This window comes from Stutzerimonas tianxiuensis (genome assembly GCF_053470365.1).
The window spans coordinates 472,879-492,703 of record NZ_JBPVWS010000001.1; the positions used below are offsets into that span (position 1 = coordinate 472,879).

Consider the following 19,825-nt stretch of genomic DNA (forward strand, 5'->3'; position numbering starts at 1 on the left):
CGCGGAAGATAGCCGCCTTCCGATTTAGCCGATTAGCGATGCGGTGGCTGCAATTGCCGGCTGCGTCGCGGGCCAGAAAGACAATCAGCGCGGTGGCTGACGGTAAAGGATGGCGGCGGCGCCGACAGATAGCCGCCTTGCGACGTCGCCCAAGTCCGGTGCAAAGGTAGAGATGAACGTGCAACGCTTCACAACTGTATTGCTACTTGCCTGTGCCAGTCTGGCCGGGTGTGTCACCCAACCCGTGCCGATGTATCGACTCGACAACGGCGCTGTGGAGATGCCGGCGCAAGCGGCGGATGGCGCAGCGGTTCTCTTGGGGCCGGTGAGGTTGGCAGACTATCTGCAGCACGACGCCTTGCTGCAGCGGCTGCCGGATGGCAGCCTCGCCGCTGACGGCCAGCGGGCGCGCTGGGCAGGCAGCCTGCAGGGCGACATCAGTCAGTTGCTGTTGCGCCAGTTGGCCTCACGCCTGAAGACTCAGAGCCTGGAGCTGAGTCCCGGCAGTAAGGGCTTCAGCCCTGAGGTTCAGATTGAGCTTGAGATTACCCGCCTGGATTCCGGTCCTCAGCATCCTGCTGTGCTGGAAGCTCAATGGCGCGTGCTGGACGGGCAGGGTAAGCGCCAAAGCAGTCGTCTGGTTCGGTTGCAGGAGCAGCATCAAGGCAGCGCGACCGATCAGGTGCGCGCGCAAAGCCTGCTCCTGCAGCGGCTTGGCGAAATGATGGCGAGTGCGGTGGAGCCAGTGATGGTGGCCAAGGCGCGAACCAAACACAGCGTCAGCAAAGCACCGAACAAGCCAGAGGCTGCTCCGGCAATCCCAGCGGTGGAGCCCATCAGGACAGACCTGGAAGTGTTTCGCTTCTGAGCAGGTGACCCTTGCTCAAAGCGTCCATACGCGCCGTTGCGCTCAGTTGGGCAATCCACGGTAGGCGGATCGTACCCGCTACGCCGTGGACAGTTTCGCTGGCGTAGCTGGCGCCAGCCCCTTGTAGTAGCTATCCGACAATCGCTCCGCAGCGATGCGAGCGCGCTGATTGCGCTCTGCGGATTTTCAACCTTTCCGACTGACGCCACGGCCACGATGGCCGACTCTCATGTTTCGGCCGAGTGCTGGCGTCAGCTGATGCGGTTGCGCAGCTCGTGCATGCGCGCGAGCTGGCGCTCCAGTAGCGAGGGGTAGGGTTCGAGCAGCCGTTCGACGCAGCAGGCGCCCTCCGGGCTTGCAATGGGGCGGATGCGAGCACGCTGGCGAATCAGGTTGTCTTCGCCAATTCCGCGTTCGACCAGCAGCAGGTTACGGCTGTGCTGCGACATGGCCAGCGCGGCCTGTGCCGGCTCGCTGAGCAGCAGATCACCCTGGCTCAGGTCATAAAGCCCTTCGCCTTGAGTGAGCCCCAGCTGCAGTTGCAGCGTGATGCCGCTATCGGCGACCTCGATCTGCAGGGCGTGACCCAGCGCGCGCATCAGCTCGCCACAGCAGAGCGCATGGGTCAGGTAGTTCTGCTCGTCGTCCTGGCTGTGGAAGAGCATCAGGCTGCTGCCGTCGTTGAGCGTATGCAGTTCGGCCTGATACAAGGTTGAGGCCTGTTGCAGGCAGTCGCTGTAGCGCTGCAGCAACTCAGTCAGCCGTGCGCGGGGTAAGCGGCGCAGTTGTTCCTGGGCACCGAGCTGAATCGCCAGCACACCGCTTTTGCCAGTCGTGGCTGGCGCTGCGGGGGTGACCACTGCCGGGGCAGGCGCTGGCTGCGACTTGGGCTCATCGAAGGGCGGATCGTCATCGAAATCGTTTTCGAATGAGTCGTCCGTAGCCTGATCTTCCGTCGGGAGGCTTTCAGCCACATCGTCGAGATGGCTCCGAAGATCCGTGTCGGAACGTTCGTAGTCGTTGACCGGAACTGCGACTGGCACCTCGAAATGCGCCGAATAGAGATCCTCCATGCTGTCGTCCAGCTCGATCTCCGGCTCCGGCTTTTCGGGCACCAGGCGTGCCTGCAGCTGCCGCGCAAGTTCACCAATCTCATCTTGCCGACCTGCGCCCGGCGCGGGGTCATCGGGGTCGCGCAACCACAGGCGCAACTGCATCAGGGGAAGCGAGAGCTGCCGGCCCAGGCGCATGCTTAGCGTAAGAGTCAGCGCCAGCAGGATGAGGCTGAGCAACCCCATGCTTTGCAGGCTGATGGTCATTGGTTGCTGGAACTGCTGCATGTCGAGGCTGATGCGCAAGTGCCCGGCGATCACCTCCTGGAAACTGATGGGGGTGGAGTAGAGGCCTTCCTCGTCGCCCAACAGACTTCGCTGCGGGCGGGCGCCCGACTCGGCCAGCACGCGGTTGTCCACACTGTAGATCGCCGCATGCGCCACCAGCGGGTTCTTCACCAGATTGCTCAGCAGCACATTGAGGCTAAGGATGTCGTTGGCCACCAGCAGATCCGTCGCCGAGGCGGCCGTCTGGGTGATCAGGCTTTGGCCCAGGGCATCGGCCTGCTGCTCCATTGCATGCTTGAATTGCATGCCCATGACCCAGGCGTAGATGATCAGGGCCAGCGCGACCAGCAGTAGCGTGTGGCTGGCTACCCGCAGAACCAGCGGAACACGACGCTGGCGCAATGCGCGATAGATCAGCAGGAAGAAATTGTCGGGCTTGACGGATGCGGGCCGGTTCACAGAGCGCGGCTCTACTCTTGAGGAAAGTGGCGCGCAGTATACGGAAAGCGCTGTGGGGGCTAAAGGTCACTCAGTCAAAGCAGACGAATTGCAGACCCGGCAGAGTGCAGATGCATGTTGAAAACTGGTGGTGTGCTGAAGCGTTAGCGCAGTCCTGCTGTTATAGAATGCCGGTCTTCTTTGCATAGGAGCTGCGCCTTGCGCGAAATCGTCCTGATTAACATCACTGGGGAAGACCGCCCCGGGCTGACCGCGGCAATCACCGGCGTACTCGCTCAAGGTGGTGTGAATATCCTGGATATCGGTCAGGCCGTGATCCACGACACCCTGTCGTTTGGCATTCTGGTGGAAATACCCGATACCGAGCGTGCCTCTTCTGTCCTCAAGGACGTGCTGTTCATGGGGTACAAACATGATCAACAGGTGCGCTTCACGCCCGTTGCGGAGGCAGACTACCAGCAGTGGGTGGCCGGGCAGGGCAAGCCCCGGCACATCGTCACCCTGTTGACCCGCAAGGTGACCGCCGAGCAGTTGCAGCGCGTCAGCTCGATCACCGCCAAGTATGGCTTGAACATCGATCACATCGACCGTCTTTCCGGTCGCCAACCGCTGGACATGCCGGAAGAGCTGGGCAAGGGTTGCATCGAGTTTTCGGTTCGCGGCGAGCCTGCCGATACTGCGGCGTTGCGCGCCGAGTTTCTCAGCGTGGCGCAGGAGCTCAACGTCGATATCGCTTTTCAGCGCGACTCGGTTTTCCGTCGTAATCGCCGGCTGGCGGTGTTCGACATGGACTCGACACTGATTGAGGCGGAAGTCATTGACGAGTTGGCCAAGGTGGCCGGCGTTGGCGACCAGGTTTCGGAAATCACCGAACGCGCCATGCGCGGCGAGTTGGACTTTCGCGCGAGCTTCCGGGAGCGCCTGGCATTGCTCGAAGGCCTTGAGGAGCGCGCGCTCGCGGAGGTAGGTGCCCGGCTCAGGCTCACCGAAGGCGCCGAACTGCTTTTTGCCGAGCTGAAGCGCCTCGGCTATAAGACCGCCATCCTGTCGGGGGGCTTCACTTATTTTGCTAAACAGCTGCAAGCCAGACTGGGCATCGACTACGTCTATGCCAACGAGTTGGAGATAGTCGATGGCAAGCTCACCGGCGTAGCACAGGAGCCTATTGTCGACGCACAGCGCAAGGCGGATCTGCTTCGCGAGCTGGCCGAGCGGGAGGGCCTGAGGCTGGAGCAGACCATTGCCGTCGGCGACGGTGCCAATGATTTGCCGATGCTTGGGTTGGCGGGGTTGGGTGTCGCCTTCCGAGCCAAGCCTCTGGTCAAACAGTCGGCCAAGCAAGCTATCTCGACCTTGGGCTTGGACGGGATTCTTTACCTGCTTGGCTTCCGCGATCGTGAAGGAACGGAATAGGGGAGCTGGTAGCTAAGCGGTTAAGGCTTCAGCTTCCAGCTAAGGCTTGCCTTATGGCTTTATAGCCACCTTGAGCACGCCGTCGCGCTGATTGGCGAAGAGCTCATAGGCGTTGGTGATGTCGTCGAGGGCGTAATGATGGGTCACCAAGGGGGCGAGGTCTACGCGCCCTGAGGCCACCACGTTCAGCAACCGTCGCATCCGCTCCTTCCCGCCCGGGCACAGCGAGGTCACGATCTTGTGGTCGCCGAGCCCGGCATGGAAGGCGCCAAGCGGAATGGTGAGGTCGGCTGAGTACACGCCCAGGCTAGAAAGCGTGCCGCCAGGCTTGAGCACGCGCAAGGCGCTCTCGAATGTCGACTGTTGGCCAAGTGCTTCGATGGAGGCGTCGACGCCGCGGCCACCGGTGAGCCGGAGGATTTCCTCGACTACATCCGTTTGCTTGAAATTCAATGTCACGTCAGCACCCATCTGTCGCGCAATGTCCAGGCGCGCATCGACACCGTCGACCACGATGATCATCCCGGCACCCCGCAGGCGTGCCCCAGCGGTCGCGCAGAGTCCGATCGGGCCCTGAGCAAAGATGGCCACTATGTCGCCGATCTTGATCTTGGCGGCTTCGGCGCCAGCGAATCCGGTAGACATGATGTCGGGACACATCAGCACCTGTTCGTCGGTGAGGCCGTCTGGGACCGGCGCCAGGTTGCCCTGAGCGTCCGGGACCAGTACGTACTCGGCCTGGGTGCCGTCGATGGTGTTACCGAACCGCCAGCCGCCCATCGGCTTGTAGCCGTGGCAGGCGCAGCCGCCGTCCTGCGAGGAAAGACCGTCCTGGCTGGCATAAGAAGAGAAGTTAGGGCAGATCGCGCCGGCGATGACGCGCTGACCCTCCTGGTAGCCCTGTATATTGCTGCCGAGCTTCTCGATCACCCCCACGGGTTCGTGACCAATGGTCAGGCCGGCGGCGACGGGGTACTCACCCTTGAGAATGTGTACATCGGTGCCGCAGATGGTCGTGGTGGTGATGCGGACCAGGGCGTCGTTGGGTCCGACGTCGGGGATGGGTTTGTCAACAAGCTCGATTCGACCGGGTTCGACGAACGCGGCGGCTCTCATCATGGTCATGATGCTTTCCTCGCAGGCTGGGTCAGAACACTCTAGTCCAACCCTGGCAATGGAGCCTGACAGAGGTCAATTACTGCGGGATCGCGGTGGGTTGGAGCGGTCCTTTGGTCGGGAGAGATACGAGCGGTCGCAGGGAGGTCGTTCCGCTGGCAGTCAATCCTCGTCAGAGGAAAAGTTGTAGTCCATCGACTGGCTCGGGCCCTGCAGGTATTGCCCTTGGATATAGCCGACGCCCGCCTGCCAGAGTGTGGCCAGTACGGTGGCGCTGTCTACGAAGGGCACAATGGTCTGCTTGGCCTGCTCATGCAGCTGCGCCAGGAGCTGCTTGAGCGCTTCCTGATTCTCCTGACGGCTCAGGTCCTGAGTATAGGAACCATCGATTTTCACAAAATCGGCGTCAAGGTGCTTCAGTGTATTGAGTGGGTTCAGCACGCAGCCGAACTGGTTCAGCGCTACGCGGCAGCCGAGTCCTGCAAGCCCCTGAGTGAGCGCCTTGGCCTGTCTCAAGTAAGCGACGGCGTCGTTTTCGTCCAGTTGGAAAACCAGTGAATCAGGCGGCAGTCTTGAAGCCTTGAGAGCCGCTCCCAGCCAGCTGAGCAGGGATGGATCCTGCAGGCTGGTGCCGGACAGGTGAACCATCAATCGCGTGCTGTGGCCCTTATTGCGGTGCTCGGCGAGCAGTTTGATCGAGTTGAGCAGCACCCAGCGATCTATCTTGCTGGCTAGTCCTGCCTCTTTCGCCGCATCGAGGAACTCGCCCGGTGGCACCTCTGCGCCTTCGGGATCGAGCAGGCGAAGCAGCACCTCATAGTGTTCGTGGCTATCCCCGCGCAGACTGATGATCGGTTGGAACAGCAGGCGGAAGCTGTTCTTTTCCAGCGCCTGCTGCAGCATCGCGAGGACATTGCCGCGGCTTGCGGCAGCCGCCAGCTCGCGGGCCGGGTCATAGATTCTCAGAGCATTGCCATCGGTCAGCTCTTCGGCGCAGCGGTGCGCGCGGTCAACCACGTCCCGAGCTTTCGCAGTCTGTTCGTCGAGGGCGGCAACACCGATACTCAGACTGGTCTGAACGGTGCGGCCGCCGACATCGAACAGATGTCCTTCGACCTTCTTCAGCAATTCGGTCAGGGGCTGTTCAAGCTGCTTGGGCGTAGCCTCCTCCATCAGGACCGCGAAGGCATCATCCCCGAAGCGCGCCAGCTCGGCATTCTGTGGAAACTGCCTGCGCAGCAGTTGCGCCAGTTCGGCCAGCAGTCGATCCGAATCGCCAAGACCGATCTCGGCCTGCAGGCTGGCGAAGCGATCAATGCGGATGTAGGCGAGGCTGGAGTTCTTTCCGACATTCACGGCGCGCTCAACTGCGCCATCCAGCGACTCAAGGAAATGGTTGCGGTTGTAAAGGCCGGTGACCAGATCCTGGCTGCTGATCTCGCGCAGCTTTTCCAGTTCGGCATTGTCGCTCTCTGCACGTATGACGACCTGGATGCAGGGCTCTCCGTCATAGCTGGCTGGCGAAAAATGCATGCTTGCCTTGAAGCTGCTGCCATCGGCGCGGACGCCTCCGCAAACCAGCTCGGCGCTGCCCTGCAAGCTTTGATAGTTCTTCAGGAAACCTTTGAACTCGCCCTGATCGCAGGATGCAATCAGGTCAATCATAGGCATGCCTTCGAGCTCTTCCACATCCTCGTAGCCAAACAGCTCGAGATAGGCGCGGTTGGCGTAGATATGCATGCCGTCATGGACATAGGCAATGGCATCCACCGAGCTCTCGAGCAGCAGCTGACAACGCTTTTCGGCTTCGCGTAGCGCCAGTTCAGCGGAGCGGCGAGCGCGGCGCTCTTCGAGGTTCGCCAGCTCCCTGCTGGCTACCAGAATCAGCCATTCATCCTCACCTTGTGGCAGCGCGCCCTGAGCGCCCAGAGCAAGGGCTTCGGTAATCGCGTCGCTGTCGTTGCCGTCGATCAGTTGGATGACCGGGATGTCCTTGGCTTGCTTGCGGATCGCACCTATAGCTTCGCTAGGATCGAGGTTGGTACTGGTCGGCGCATTGATCAGCAAATCCCAGGTCTGCTGCAGCACATCGGCCAAGTCTTCGCTGGACGTCAATCGATGAACGCGCGTCGCCTGGCCTGCGTTACGAAACAGGCTGACCAGTCGCTCAGCTTCATTCTGCGAATCCTCGAGGATCAGCAGGCGGATGGTTTTCTTTTGCGGGGCCATGGCTGCAGCTTTAGAACGCGCCGTAGAAGGGGCGTGGAGGCTAAAAAACGGTGATCGGCAATCTACAGCGTGTTCCAGAGTGAGTCAAAATCTTCGCCCCGTGAAGTCGCCTGGGTGCCCCGCGCTGTGATCGGCGTCTCCTGAGCGGAAGCGGTGAGGCCTAGCAACTGATACTCGAACTGGTTATAGCTGCTGGTGCCCGCTTGCCGGCAACAGAGCATTGCGCGGTGCTCATCACCGTTCTGGTTGATCTGCACCTTCTGGCCTTCCTGAAAGGGCAGTCGCGGAACGATCAGCGTAGTTGGGCGCGAGATCACGCTGATTTCCGGTAGCAGCAGGGCGCGCAGGTATTCGCTGCCCTGATCAGTCTTGCGTAGCAAGCGAAGCCCACAGGGCTGTGCCTGAGGCGCGATGAGCTCAACCCCCATCTGCGGTCCGCTGCCGCGGACTTGGCGGACCCAGCGCACCACTGCGACGCTCCAGGTTTTGCTGGCGGTGTCCTGCAGGCCGAGCAGCTCGCCTGCCTGAAGTTGCGCGGGGACCTCGCCCGGCCAGGACAGGCAGTAACCACCAGGGCTCTGGTCGACCCGTTGCACTTCGAATGTGGGAAACAGGTTATCGGCTGCAGGTAGTGCGGCCTCGCCTTCCTCAATCACCTTGGTCGATGCGGTAACAGGCACGAACTCAATATGGTCCTCGTCTGGAAGTCGCTCTTCTTCCACTATGACCTGGGCGTCGTACGCCACGGACCAGACGTCAGGCGCGGCATTGTTCAGCTTGAATACAGCGGAGCGAGTCTCGTCTGCGCGTTTCAGCAGCTCGCCGAAGGGGCGTTGATCTGCCAGGTAGTAGTGCAATGCGCTCATGCCGATGCACAGGGTCATCGCGCCCTGTGTCGGCGCACGTTGAAAGCTGCGCTCGGAAATGTCGCCCCAGGCGGCAACCAGATGTTGCAACAGGTCCGGGTTCAGCCCTTCTGGGATGGCGAGGGCTTTGTGCTCAGGGGCCTCTGCGGGCGACTGCAGGTGTGACTGGATGGCTTTGACCAGACCATGTGGATCGATGCCCAGTAGATCGACGCGGGTACTGGCGGGATACATCGATCTGTAGCGCGGTGGACCATCGATACGCGGGGATACGCCGAACAGGCTGGTCGGGCCCAGCCCGGCCTGCAGATGCACCAGGGCACTCCAGGGTTCGAGCAGCTGCGCGAGTTGACCAATACCTTGCTGACGCATCTGGTTGCAGCGTGCGCTGCCCAGCATCAGCGCAACGATATAGCTCTGTTCCGCGCTGAGGCCTGGGACCCTGTAGCACAGGTCGTCATTAACGATGGTGCGGTGTACGCCGTGCGTAACGGCCAACGCGTACAGCTGGTGCAGCTCCAGCCACAGGCCTTCAGGAGTTGGACTGTAGAGCTGTGTAGAGCGCACGAGCATGGTGCTGAGGCTGCGGATAGCACGCTGCAGGGCAATGGTGAGCAGCTGCAGACGGTCACGCCCAGTCTGTGGGGCCAGCTCGGCGGAGATCAGCTTGTAACCGATGGCGAGGTGGTTGTGCAGTGCCTGGCAAAGGCTCGCCACCTTTCGCGGTCGCTCGCCGAGCACGATGGGCTGGTTGATGAAGTAGCGTTCCAGTTCCCGGCAGACGAAATGGATTTCTGGCCGCAGCAATTCAAGCAGCTGCAGTCTGTTCGCCGCCGGCGTACGAAGCTGATTGATCTCGCGCATGGCCTGATACAGCTGTCGCGCAGTCTCCCCAAGGTTCGCCTTGGGCAGGCCGGAAAGCCAGCGTCTGACGCCGCGCACGCTGGGTTCGCAGAAGGATAGCTCCTGACAATCCGGCGACGGCACGCGCAACAATAATGGCTGGCTCTGATTATCCAAGCGATGAACTCCGTGGCATGCCTGCAGGCGTACCACCAACGGCGATGGTGGCCTTTGGGGGCTCGTCACGCCGTAATGTCAATATGCAATCGTTATGGTCAATCATAGCGAACCAGCAGCAATTGGCCAGCGCTAGCCGACCATTGGCGGGTGTCAGAGCTGAGGAGCGTCAGATGGCGTTAGCGCTATGTCGCTCGCCGGCTTGGCTTGGCCAAGCCCTTCTCCCATGCGGACCGGTGTCAGTGCCGACAGCTGCTCGGACCAGGCAATCCGGTCCGCTCCAAACAGCAGAATAACGGTGGAGCCGAGCTTGAAGCGGCCCATTTCTGCCCCCTTCTCCAGATGTATGGGTCCGCGCGCTGCTTCGTCGTAGTGAAAGGTCTTGAGCGTGCGTTTGGGCGGCGTAACCAGTCCGGCCCAGACGGTTTCGATGCTGGCGACGATCATTGCGCCCACCAGCACCATGGCCATCGGTCCGTGTTCGGTATCGAACAGGCAGACCACCCGCTCGTTGCGAGCGAACAACTCCGGGACCCCTTCAGCCGTGACGGTGTTCACCGAGAAGATGCGGCCCGGCACGTAAACCATCTCCCTCAGGGTGCCTGCCAGCGGCATATGCACCCGATGGTAGTCCTTCGGCGACAGGTAAACGGTGGCGAAATCTCCACCCATGAAAGGCGCGGCACGTTGGTGGTCGCCGCCAAGCAGTTCCATCACGCTGTAGCTGTGACCCTTGGCCTGGAAAATTCGCCCTTGCTCGATCTTGCCGAGCTGGCTGATGGCGCCGTCACAGGGGTTGAGGACCGCTCCGGGGGTCGGGTCGAGCGGGCGGGCGCCGTCTTTCAGCGCTCTGGTAAAGAAGGCATTGAAATGTTCGAAGGCAGTCGGCTCTTCGATCTGCGCTTCGTGCATCGGCACGCCGAAATGACGAATGAAGGCCTTGATGAAGCTGTTTTTCACCCAGGGCAGGCGGCACTCGGCGAGGCAGCCGGCGAGGCGCGAAATAAGGTGATGTGGCAGCAGGTACTGGATGAATACAAACAAGCGATCTTTCATGGATGACCTTTTCATTGCTGGATCGGGGTATCGGGTAGGTTGCCCCATTCGCCCCAGGAGCCAGGGTATCCCTTGACCCGCGGATAGCCCAAGGCCTTGGCCAGCAGGTAGGTGAAGCCGGAGCGGTGGTGCGTCTGGCAGTGGGTGACAATTTCTTTGTCGGCGGTAATGCCGAGCGCTTCCAGCCGTTCAGCGATGTCTTCGCGGATGCGCATCGCGCGTGCCGGGTCCATGGCTGCGGTCCACTCGAAGTTGACGGCGCCGGGTATGTGCCCCGCGCGTGCTGCGAGTGCTTTCTCGCCGCGGTATTCCTCAGGCGAGCGCGCATCCCAGATGACCAGGTCGGAAGCGCCGAGCCGGCTTTCGAGATATTCACGGGTCGCGCTAGGGGCTTCGTCGAGCTGCAGCGGAACCGGCCCGCCTGCAGCGACAGGGCTGTCTTGCGACAGAGGGCGCTGTTCCGCCAGCCAGGCGTGCAACCCGCCGTTCAGATAGTGGTAATGGGAATGGCCGATAACGTCGAGCAGCCAGATGAAGCGGCCGGCCCAGCCACCCCCTTCGTCGTCGTAGACCACGTAGACGGCGTCGTCACGATGACCCAGTGCTCCAAACAGCGCTTCCAGCTGAGGCTTTCCGGGTAGTTGTCCCGGCGCCGGCGGTTGACCGAGCTGAGTCTGCTTGGGGTCGACGAAGCGTGCGCCAGGCAGGTGTCCTTCGGCGTAGCGGGCCGCGCTGGTCAGGTCGACCAGAATCAGCTCCGGTGCATTCAGGCGCTCGGCCAGATCGGCCGGTTCGATTACCAGCGGCAGGGTGGAAAAGGCGGACACGGCAAGCCTCAAGCGGATGGAAAGGGGCAGTCTAGCGAAAAAATCAGCGGACGCGTTTGCTGAACGTCGCCAGGGCGCGCTCAATGCACTGGGCCGTCTTGGCGAAGGCCTGCAGCCCCATCTCGCTGAATGCCGTGTTGTTCTGATCGACCACCAGCAGCATCACCACACGATCGTCCAAGCCGACTGAGCGCAACAGGACGTGTTCGCTGGGGAACAGTGCTTTCAGTGTGCCGGGTAACAGCGCGGTGAATTGGGCAAGGTTATCCGGCTTCAGCCTCAGTAGAGCCGGTTTTTCCAACAGTCTGCGCAACACCTGGCTTTGCTCGGGTTCGAGTGTCAGGCGGGTTGCCTCACTTGGCAGTCCGCTGGCTTGCTGGCCGACCAGGCGTTGCTGCTTGCGATCTACCATCAGCAACAGTACGCGTTCCATGCCCGCGCACGTCAGTGCCTTGCAGGCCGTGGTAGTGAGTTGCAGCACATTGTCGAATGGGCAGGGAACGCTGAGCAGCTCGCGGCAGTGCTCGCGCCACTGGGCCAGGATTTCGGTGTCTGGCAGTTTCGCGGCTTTTTCCACCTGGAATAGGCTTTCCCATGGCCAGAGCAGGCCCTGGGCCGGTTGCCACAGTTCGGTTGGGCCGATCACGCGGGCGCTGGCCACCGCCTGCTGATGCGCCATTTGCTGCAATTCGGCGAGCGGGACCTGAAGGTAGAGCCCGGCGAGCCGCTGCCAGCGCAGGCTGTGAATGCCGCTCCAGCTGTGGTGCGCCGACAGCGCCAGGCCGTTGGCGAGCACAATGGTGTTGCTCGGCAAGGTGAGCCAGCGGCGCAGCGCGGGGTCGGCGTCGAGCATTTGTTGCTGGTGCAAGGGGTGTTCATTATCGCGGGCGATATGCAGTGCCTTGATCAGCATCCGCCGGTGTTCGTTGAGGAGCCGGTAGCCTTGGGCAATCCAGCCGGGCAGCCCCCAATGCTCGGCGGTGGCAATGCAGAGCTCGAGCAAGGAGACGCCGAGCAATGACTGCTCGACCTGGCGAGCGGGCTCGCGCTTGACCAGAACGCGCTGCTCCCAGTCTTCCAGCAACTGCGGGTGCGCGGCGACAAGTGCCCAGGCCGGCGACAGAAACAGCAGACTGCTCCAGTGGATCTCCTGCCAGAGCCGCGCGAGGCGTGAGGCGAACAACCCGTTTGCCTGCTGGCTGGCGTGACTGCTGATCAACATCAACTGCCGCAATGGCGCTGGAATATCGGTTGGCTGCGCGGCGGGCACTTTTGCAAACAGGGCTTCGGCGCGCTTCAAGCCGATGCGGCTCAGCGCAACCTCAAGGCTCTCGGCCGGTTTGCTGGTTGATGCCGCGCTGCGGTTGGCTTCGCGGATCACGGTAAGTGCGAGGACCGGACTTTCCTGAATGAGGTCTGAAATCTCGCGCATGGAAAGGCTGCTGTCGCCCAAGGCCCGTTGCACGCGGGCATAAGGACCGGCAGCCGCCGGCAGGACAACGGCGTCCAACGTCTTGACCCAGGCTTCAAGCGTGCGGGGGAGTGGTGTCGTAGTCATGGCGCCGCCGAACTAGCATTTCATCGGGATGGCCTTTAGTCTGGCGCAAAAGTTCCGATAACCAGAACAATTCTTTTCATCTGCCCTTCCGCCTGACCCCAATCGAGCTCGTGCGACATCGCGCGGCTTGTTTCAGGTGCCCTGAGATCAGGTTTTAGACGTACCTACCTATGGCAAAAATAATCGGCATCATCGTGGTAATCGCCAGCGTCCTTGGCGGTTTCATTCTGTCCGGCGGCAAAGTCGCCGCACTCATTCACCCGTTCGAGGTAATGATCATCGGTGGTGCCGCACTTGGCGGCTTTCTGCAGGCCAACCCTGGCAGCACGACCAAAATCGTGTTCAAGAAATCGCTGCAGATGTTTGGCAATCGCTTTACGCACAAGTACTACCTGGAAGTGCTGGGGATGCTCTACGAGATCCTCAACAAGAGCCGCCGCGAGGGCATGATGGCCATCGAAGCAGACCTCGAAGATCCAGCCGCCAGCCCGATTTTCAGCAAGTACCCGGCGATCCTGAAGGACGAGCGGATGACGGCCTTCGTCTGTGATTACCTGCGCATCATGTCCTCGGGAAACATGGCCCCGCACGAGCTGGAAGGCCTGTTCGACATGGAACTCAATGGCCTCAAGGAGGAACTTGAACATCCGTCTCACGCCGTGGCGAAGATTGCCGACGGCTTGCCCGCGATGGGGATCGTGGCTGCGGTACTGGGTATCGTGATCACCATGTCGGTGCTCGCTTCGGCAACCAACGCGGAGATCGGTGAGAAAGTTGGTACGGCCCTGGTAGGTACCTTCCTCGGCATTCTGGCGTCCTACGGCTTCTTCGGCCCGCTGGCGGCGGCGCTCGAGCACGACGCCAAGGAAGAACTGAATCTGTACGAGGGCATCAAGGCGACTCTGGTGGCCTCGGCGTCCGGCATGCCGCCGACGCTGGCGGTGGAGTTTGGTCGCAAGGTGCTGCTGCCTGCGCACCGTCCAAGTTTCGCTGAGCTTGAACAAGCGATGCGTGGTAGCTAAGCGCAATCATGGACAATACCCAACCAATCATCGTCAAGCGGGTCAAGAAGGTCGCCGCGGGCCACCACGGTGGCGCCTGGAAGATTGCTTTCGCCGACTTTGCGACCGCCATGATGGCGTTCTTTCTGGTGATGTGGCTGATGTCCTCGGCCACGCCTGAACAGAAACGTGCGATTTCGGGCTATTTCCAGGACCCGATTGGCTTCACCGAAAGCGCCAGTCCGCATGTGATCGATCTGGGCGGTACGCCAACGCCTGCGCCGGACCGTACGCTCAACGACGTCGTCGACCCGTCAGTGCAGCAGACCGACACCGCGATGGATGCGGAGCAGGCGGAAACCTTTGCCGAGCAGTTGGAGCGTGAACGTCTCGACCTGTTGCTTCAGGAGCTGCAGAACAAGGTTGACGAAAATCCGGAGCTGACCCGCTTCAAGGATCAGATCCTCTTTGAAATCACCCAGGACGGTTTGCGTATCCAGATCATGGATGCGGCCAACCGTCCAATGTTCGCCCTCGGCAGTGCCCAATTGCAGCCGTACTTCGAGGATATTCTGTTGGCCATGGCCGACACCATCCGTGCGGTGCCGAACAAGATCAGCATCAGCGGCCACACCGATGCCAAGCCTTATTCCGGGCGCGGCGAATTCGGTAACTGGGAGTTGTCGGCCGGGCGTGCCAACGCGGCTCGGCGCACGCTGGTTGCCGGTGGCTATCCGGATGAGCAGATTGCTCGGGTGGTGGGCTATGCCTCTTCGGCCCTTTTCGATCGAGAGAACCCGCTGAACCCCGTCAACCGCCGCATCGATATTCTGGTGCTAACCAGAAAGGCGCAGCGCGACATCGAGGGCGAGCAGTCGGACGCGACGGGGAAAAGCGCAGACTCAGCAGCCACATCAGCAGGCAACGGGCCGGCGCCCTCAGCTGCGCCACCTGACCCGCTGCAAGCGCCGCAGTTGCGCGAGCGGCTGAACATCTTCGAGGACGGCGTGCTGCAGTTCGATCAGCCCGGCGGGAACTGAGCCGGGCATCTCAACCGCTTCTGTTTGGCGCTTGTCAGTAGTCGGCTTCTGTCAGGCCGCTGATGATATGTCGGTAGCTGGCCATGCGCTGTGGCTGAATCTGGCCCTCCTCCAGTGCTTTGAGCAGGGCGCAGCCTGGCTCGCGGTCATGCTTGCAGTCGCGGAAGCGACAGTGCCCCAGCAGCTCCTGGAACTCGATGAAACCGGCCTCGACGTCAAAGCGGCTTACGTGGCCCAGGCCGAATTCACGGATGCCTGGAGAGTCGATCAGCTCGCCACCGCCAGGGAAATGAAACAGTCGTGCGGTCGTGGTGGTGTGCGTGCCCTTGCCGGTCATTTCTGACAGCGCGCCCACCCGGGTGTCGACACCGGGCAACAGGCTGTTGACCAGCGACGACTTGCCCACCCCGGACTGGCCGACAAATACGCTGACGTGCCCGTCGAGTCGCGCCTGCAATGCCTCCATGCCTGCGCCGCCGTGTGCTGAAACCTCCATCAGTGGATAGCCCAGCTGACGATAGACCCCTAACAACGAATTCAATGCGCCTTCGTTCTGTGCGTCGATCAGATCGGCCTTGTTTAGCAGCAACAGCGGCGTGATGCCGGCGTGCTCGGCGGCAATCAGGTAGCGGTCGATGAGATTGGCGTGGGGTTCGGGCAGTGGGGCAAAGACGATAACGATCAGGTCGACGTTGGCCGCCACCGGCTTGAGCTGACCTCGCGTGTCGGGTCGGCAGAGTTCGGACTGGCGCGGCAGTTGCGCGACGATGACACCGATGCCCTGGTTGCCCGGCCGCCAGACCACTCGATCGCCAGTTACCAGTGCTGGCAGGTTTGCCCGCAGGTGGCAGCGGAAGACCTGACCACAGTGCTCGCCTTCCTGAGCCTCGACTTCGACCTGCACGCCGAAGTGGGCGATGACCAGGCCGGTCTGTTCCGGGCCGAGATCGCCGCCCTCGAGTTCTTCCACCGCACGCGATTCACGGCGCGCTGCGCGAGTGGCGCGTTCTTCCTGGATCTTCTCGATGCGCCAGCTTTGCCGGCGGTTGAGTTGGCGTTTGGCCATTTGTGTGCGGTGCCCAGGTATGAAAAGAGGGCGAGTCTAACATGCCCGTGAGAACACGCTGCGGGCCTGTTTTTGCTGGGCTTCCGGCCGGTAGACTAGCCAGTATCTACCGCTGGCGGCGAGCGCCCATGCCTGTCTCCTCATTTACCCGTTATCCCGCCTTGCTGGCGCTTCTCAGTCAATTGCTGTCGCTGCTGCTCTGTTGGCTGTTGCTGCTTGCACTGGCGCGACTGCTTGGCTGGCATCTCAGCCTTTTCGGGGCTGCCTGTGTGCAAGGTGCGGTCGCTGCAGTGATCGGTCAGCGCCTCGGATTGTCGCGCTGGTGGCTGCCAATCAATCTTGGCTTCGTCCCAGGTTTGGTGCTTTTGCAAGATCATGCGCTGCCGCCCTGGTTGCTGCTGCTCGGCTTTCTGATCTTGCTGATGCTGAACTGGAACGCGCTGACGGAAAGAGTGCCGCTGTACCTCACCGGTTCGGCAGCCGAGCAGTGCCTGGCGCGTCGGCTAGCCGCTTTGCCTGACGGGTTCCGCTTTATCGATATGGGCAGTGGACTCGGCGGCACCCTGTTGCGGCTGGCGCGGCGGTACCCGTCTGCACATTTCGTCGGTGTCGAGACGGCGCCGCTCACTTTTGGGTTGTGCTGGTTGCGCTGCCTGTTCCAGCGCAACTGCCGGGTCCGTTTCCGCAGTTTCTGGCGCGAGCCGCTGGCTGACTACGATGTGGTCTATTGCTTTCTTTCGCCGGCACCCATGCCGGCACTGTGGGATAAGGCCCGGGTGGAGATGAACCCAGGCGCGCTGTTGATCAGCAACAGTTTCGAGGTGCCTGACGTTGAGCCGCAGGAAATCCTCGCCATCGATGACTGGCGGCATTCACGCCTGTTGATCTGGCGGCCTGGGGTGGCCGCACGACCTGACGGGCACTCCGCGAGCGGCTAAACTGCGCGCCAAAGCCAAGGAGCTCACCATGCAGAACCCGCAGAATCTCATCTGGATCGACCTGGAAATGACCGGCCTGGATCCGGACAACGACGTCATCATCGAGATGGCAACCATCGTTACCGACAGTCAGCTCAACGTGCTGGCCGAAGGGCCGGTCATCGCCATCCATCAGAGCGATGAAATCCTCGCTGGTATGGACGAGTGGAATACGCGCCAGCACGGTGGCTCCGGTCTGACTCAGCGGGTGCGCGACAGCCAGGTTTGTACCGAGGAAGCCGAAGCCCAGACGCTGGCGTTTCTTGAGCAATGGGTGCCCAAGGGCAAGTCGCCTATCTGTGGCAACAGCATCTGCCAGGATCGGCGTTTTCTCTACCGCCGCATGCCTCGCCTGGAGGCCTACTTCCACTACCGCAACCTGGACGTCTCGACGCTCAAAGAGCTAGCGGCACGTTGGGCACCGGAAGTGCTGGCTGGCTTCAAGAAAGGTGGCACGCATCTGGCGCTGGACGACATCCGTGAGTCGATCGCCGAGCTGCGCCATTATCGCGAGCACTTCATCAAGTACTGATCACATTGCAGGGTGGGCGAGGTAGGAGCACTCTGGTTACAGACTGCGTGTGCATGGACGCAGTCTGTAACCGGTTACCGCCCCAATTTGCGCAGCTCGTCCGACTCGATCACCCGCGTGCCTTCGGCTTCTTCCAGCGCCAGGCGCCAAAGCGCGCGCGCCAGAATGCAGGCCGAGATGCCGCGGTATTTGCCTGGCAGCAGATAAGAGAGCGGGGCGGTAAGGCGTTCGACCGGACGGACTTGCATGCGCGGCCCCAGCAGCTGCGATGGACGTACGATGGTCAGTTGCGGCCAGCCCTGGGCGCGTAGCGCTTGCTCCATTTCGCCCTTGACGCGGCAGTAGAAAATCGAACTGGCGGGGTCGGCGCCCAGTGAGCTGACGACCAGCAGATGCCGTGCGCCCAGTTCTCGGGCGCGTTTAGCGAAGGCGACAACCAGATCATGATCGATGGCGCGGAAGGCTTCCTGGCTTCCGGCGTCCTTCAGTGTGCTGCCCAGGCAGCAGAACGCGGTGTCGATACTGCCCGACAGCTGCGGCAGTAGCGCCTGCAGCGGACCGATCGGGTTTTCGAGCCGCGAATGTCCGGCCAGCTGCTTGCGGCTGGGAGCGAGCACGCACTCCACGGTGGGTTCGTTGAGCAGGCGGTCGAGCAGGTGCTCGCCGGTTAGCCCGGTGGCGCCGGCAAGCAAAATACGCTGTGGCGTCAAATACATGGTTTGGCTTCCTGTAACGATCAGTCAGATGGCACTGGCTGCCGATTGCTCAGCTTCCGCCAGTGTTCGACAACCTGCTCGGGCGCCCATATTTGCGGCTCCGAAGCTTGATAGTGGTCGGCTTGCTCCCGTTCGGCAACCTTCGCCTGTGCCAGCGTGAATGCCTGCACAATATCCGAAGTTTCCTGCAAGGCCTCGGCGAAGAGGGCGCGGCCGAAGTAGGTGAAGTCGCTTTCCTCGGAGCAGCCAAAGGACACTCGGTCGGCGCGAGCTGCGGTAATCACGAGCGTATTGGGGCTCTTCAGTGGCTCGATAAAACCGCCGGAATAGCAGGCCGAGATGACTAGGATCTTGTTGCGGTCGGCGAGTGGCTGCATCAGCGCGGCCAGGTCCTCGGCGGGCAAATCTTCCAGGGCCAATCGGGGCTGGGCCAGTACCAGCTGGTGGTCGGCCGAGCCGTGACTGGTCAAGTAGATGAAGATCAGGTCTTCCGGGCCGCTGCGCTCGGCCAGGCGGGCAATTGCGCGCTTGAGGTTTTCGCGCGTCGCCAGTGGCCGGTCTGCAAGGTGGTCGCGGTGGTTGACGAGGCTTATCTGACCGCGGGCGGCGAAGCGTTCGGCCAAGAAGTTGTCGACATAGTCGACCTCACGCATAAACACGCTCTGCTGGCCATCGCCGGCAAGGGTCAGGCCGTAGAGTTCGGCTGCCGGAGTGGAGGCCGGCACCGCATCAAGGGCGTCCGCCAGCAGCGCTCCCTGGCGCAGCAGGCCTAGCTCCAGCGGGTCGGCGAGGCGCTTGCCTTGAACGTTCTCAATCAGATGACCGGCCCGCCAGGTGCCGCTCCTTTGAGTGCCGTCCGCGAGGAGAAGCGTGCCAACTCCATTGAACTGGCCTTCGCGAAAACGGCCACTGTAGCGGCCACCACCAGGCTGTTGCAGGTCACCTTCGCCGTGGTACTGCCAGCGCTTGAAGTGTCCGCCGTAGCGCGTGCCGTCAATGCCGACATATTCACCGCTGCCGCTGAGTTCGCCGTTTTTAAACTCGCCTTTCCAGACGTTGCCGGCAGCGTCTTCGTAGCGGCCCTGACCATGGAAGAGGTCATCCTCGAACTGGCCCAGGTAATGCTCACCGTCGTTGCCGCGGTAAAGACCCTCGCCGCTGAGTCGGCCGTCGGTGAAGGTGCCGCTGAATACGCCGCTTGGGTCGCTGCGGGTGCCCTCGCCATTGGGCTGGCCACTGGCAAACGCACCCTCATAGTTGGAGCCCTCTGCCTCCTGCAGCTTGCCAGTGCCGTGGTAGAGGCCATCCTTGAAATCCCCCTCGTAGCTCAGTCCGGGCTCGTTGTAGCGGCCCTTGCCGTTGAGGCTTCCTCGTTCGAAATGCCCCTCATAAACGCCTCCACTGGCGTAGCTGAAGCGACCCTGGCCATCGAATAATCCCTGTTTGAACGCGCCTTCGTAGCGATCGCCATTAGCGCCTCGCCAGACACCCTGGCCATGCCACTGCCCGTCCCTGAAAGATCCGATGTAATGGCTGCCGTTGGGGTAGTCGATACGCCCCTCGCCCTGCAATAGCCCATCGATCACCTCGCCCCGGTAGCGGCCGCCATCGGGCAGCACGGCGTCGGCGGGCATTAACGGTTCGCCATCACCGCAAGCGGTCAGAAAGCAGGCGAGCAGAGCTGGAGCGAGGTGGCGCATGCGGCTATCCAGAGGGGCGACGCCGCAGTATGCCGCAAACT

The 19,825-nt window shown here is 61.8% G+C and carries 16 protein-coding genes; 6 read left to right on the forward strand and 10 right to left on the reverse strand.

Translation table 11 applies throughout. The features are described from left to right. Positions 1-172: 172 nt before the first annotated feature. Positions 173-868, forward strand: a complete 696-nt coding sequence (locus ACSSNI_RS01960) for a PqiC family protein (protein ID WP_200639869.1) — start codon at positions 173-175, stop codon at positions 866-868. Positions 869-1,119: 251 nt separating this feature from the next. Here ACSSNI_RS01960 and ACSSNI_RS01965 read toward each other — a convergent pair whose 3' ends face one another. Continuing rightward, on the reverse strand, positions 1,120-2,667 hold the full coding sequence (locus ACSSNI_RS01965; protein ID WP_200639868.1) for an AhpA/YtjB family protein: 1,548 nt from the start codon (positions 2,665-2,667) through the stop codon (positions 1,120-1,122). Between the two features lie 198 nt (positions 2,668-2,865). Here ACSSNI_RS01965 and serB point away from each other — a divergent pair, with 198 nt between their 5' ends. Next, positions 2,866-4,080 carry a phosphoserine phosphatase SerB gene (gene serB / locus ACSSNI_RS01970; RefSeq protein ID WP_019340011.1) on the forward strand — a complete coding sequence of 405 codons (1,215 nt, stop codon included), beginning with the start codon at positions 2,866-2,868 and terminating at the stop codon, positions 4,078-4,080. Between the two features lie 51 nt (positions 4,081-4,131). Here serB and ACSSNI_RS01975 read toward each other — a convergent pair whose 3' ends face one another. The 6 genes from ACSSNI_RS01975 to ACSSNI_RS02000 form a co-directional block, all read right to left on the reverse strand. Beyond that, positions 4,132-5,208, reverse strand: a complete 1,077-nt coding sequence (locus ACSSNI_RS01975) for an NAD(P)-dependent alcohol dehydrogenase (protein ID WP_200640685.1) — start codon at positions 5,206-5,208, stop codon at positions 4,132-4,134. Between the two features lie 150 nt (positions 5,209-5,358). Beyond that, on the reverse strand, positions 5,359-7,425 hold the full coding sequence (locus tag ACSSNI_RS01980; RefSeq protein ID WP_200639867.1) for an EAL domain-containing response regulator: 2,067 nt from the start codon (positions 7,423-7,425) through the stop codon (positions 5,359-5,361). Between the two features lie 62 nt (positions 7,426-7,487). Next, the gene (locus tag ACSSNI_RS01985; RefSeq protein ID WP_200639866.1) at positions 7,488-9,311 is read right to left on the reverse strand and encodes a molecular chaperone; all 1,824 of its coding nucleotides are present in this window, start codon (positions 9,309-9,311) and stop codon (positions 7,488-7,490) included. Between the two features lie 153 nt (positions 9,312-9,464). Beyond that, a complete protein-coding gene (gene asd, locus ACSSNI_RS01990) occupies positions 9,465-10,367 on the reverse strand; it encodes an archaetidylserine decarboxylase (protein WP_148925330.1) in 903 nt (300 codons plus the stop codon). A gap of 11 nt (positions 10,368-10,378) precedes the next feature. Continuing rightward, positions 10,379-11,194: a rhodanese-like domain-containing protein gene (locus ACSSNI_RS01995; RefSeq protein WP_200639865.1), complete on the reverse strand. Its 816-nt coding sequence runs from the start codon at positions 11,192-11,194 to the stop codon at positions 10,379-10,381. 43 nt (positions 11,195-11,237) lie between these two features. After that, positions 11,238-12,752 carry an HDOD domain-containing protein gene (locus ACSSNI_RS02000; RefSeq protein WP_200639864.1) on the reverse strand — a complete coding sequence of 505 codons (1,515 nt, stop codon included), beginning with the start codon at positions 12,750-12,752 and terminating at the stop codon, positions 11,238-11,240. 170 nt (positions 12,753-12,922) lie between these two features. On the opposite strand from ACSSNI_RS02000, the gene motA reads away from it, so the two are divergent. Together motA and motB are read left to right on the forward strand one after the other, a co-directional pair. Next, positions 12,923-13,774 carry a flagellar motor stator protein MotA gene (gene motA / locus ACSSNI_RS02005; RefSeq protein ID WP_102837490.1) on the forward strand — a complete coding sequence of 284 codons (852 nt, stop codon included), beginning with the start codon at positions 12,923-12,925 and terminating at the stop codon, positions 13,772-13,774. An 8-nt stretch (positions 13,775-13,782) separates the two neighbouring features. Then, positions 13,783-14,793, forward strand: coding sequence for a flagellar motor protein MotB (gene motB, locus ACSSNI_RS02010; protein WP_200639863.1), 1,011 nt, complete (start codon positions 13,783-13,785; stop codon positions 14,791-14,793). 34 nt (positions 14,794-14,827) lie between these two features. Here motB and rsgA read toward each other — a convergent pair whose 3' ends face one another. After that, positions 14,828-15,859, reverse strand: coding sequence for a small ribosomal subunit biogenesis GTPase RsgA (gene rsgA, locus ACSSNI_RS02015; protein WP_200639862.1), 1,032 nt, complete (start codon positions 15,857-15,859; stop codon positions 14,828-14,830). Positions 15,860-15,987: 128 nt separating this feature from the next. Here rsgA and ACSSNI_RS02020 point away from each other — a divergent pair, with 128 nt between their 5' ends. Both ACSSNI_RS02020 and orn read left to right on the forward strand, forming a co-directional pair. Next, positions 15,988-16,797 (forward strand): class I SAM-dependent methyltransferase, encoded by an 810-nt coding sequence (locus tag ACSSNI_RS02020; RefSeq protein ID WP_200639861.1) that lies wholly within the window; start codon positions 15,988-15,990, stop codon positions 16,795-16,797. Positions 16,798-16,825: 28 nt separating this feature from the next. Then, entirely contained in the window at positions 16,826-17,368 is a 543-nt protein-coding gene (gene orn / locus ACSSNI_RS02025) for an oligoribonuclease (RefSeq protein WP_200639860.1), read from the forward strand. A gap of 74 nt (positions 17,369-17,442) precedes the next feature. On the opposite strand, the gene ACSSNI_RS02030 is transcribed toward orn, so the two are convergent. After that, on the reverse strand, positions 17,443-18,084 hold the full coding sequence (locus ACSSNI_RS02030; protein WP_200639859.1) for an oxidoreductase: 642 nt from the start codon (positions 18,082-18,084) through the stop codon (positions 17,443-17,445). A 20-nt stretch (positions 18,085-18,104) separates the two neighbouring features. Next, entirely contained in the window at positions 18,105-19,784 is a 1,680-nt protein-coding gene (locus tag ACSSNI_RS02035; RefSeq protein ID WP_200639858.1) for a C13 family peptidase, read from the reverse strand. Positions 19,785-19,825 lie beyond the last annotated feature (41 nt).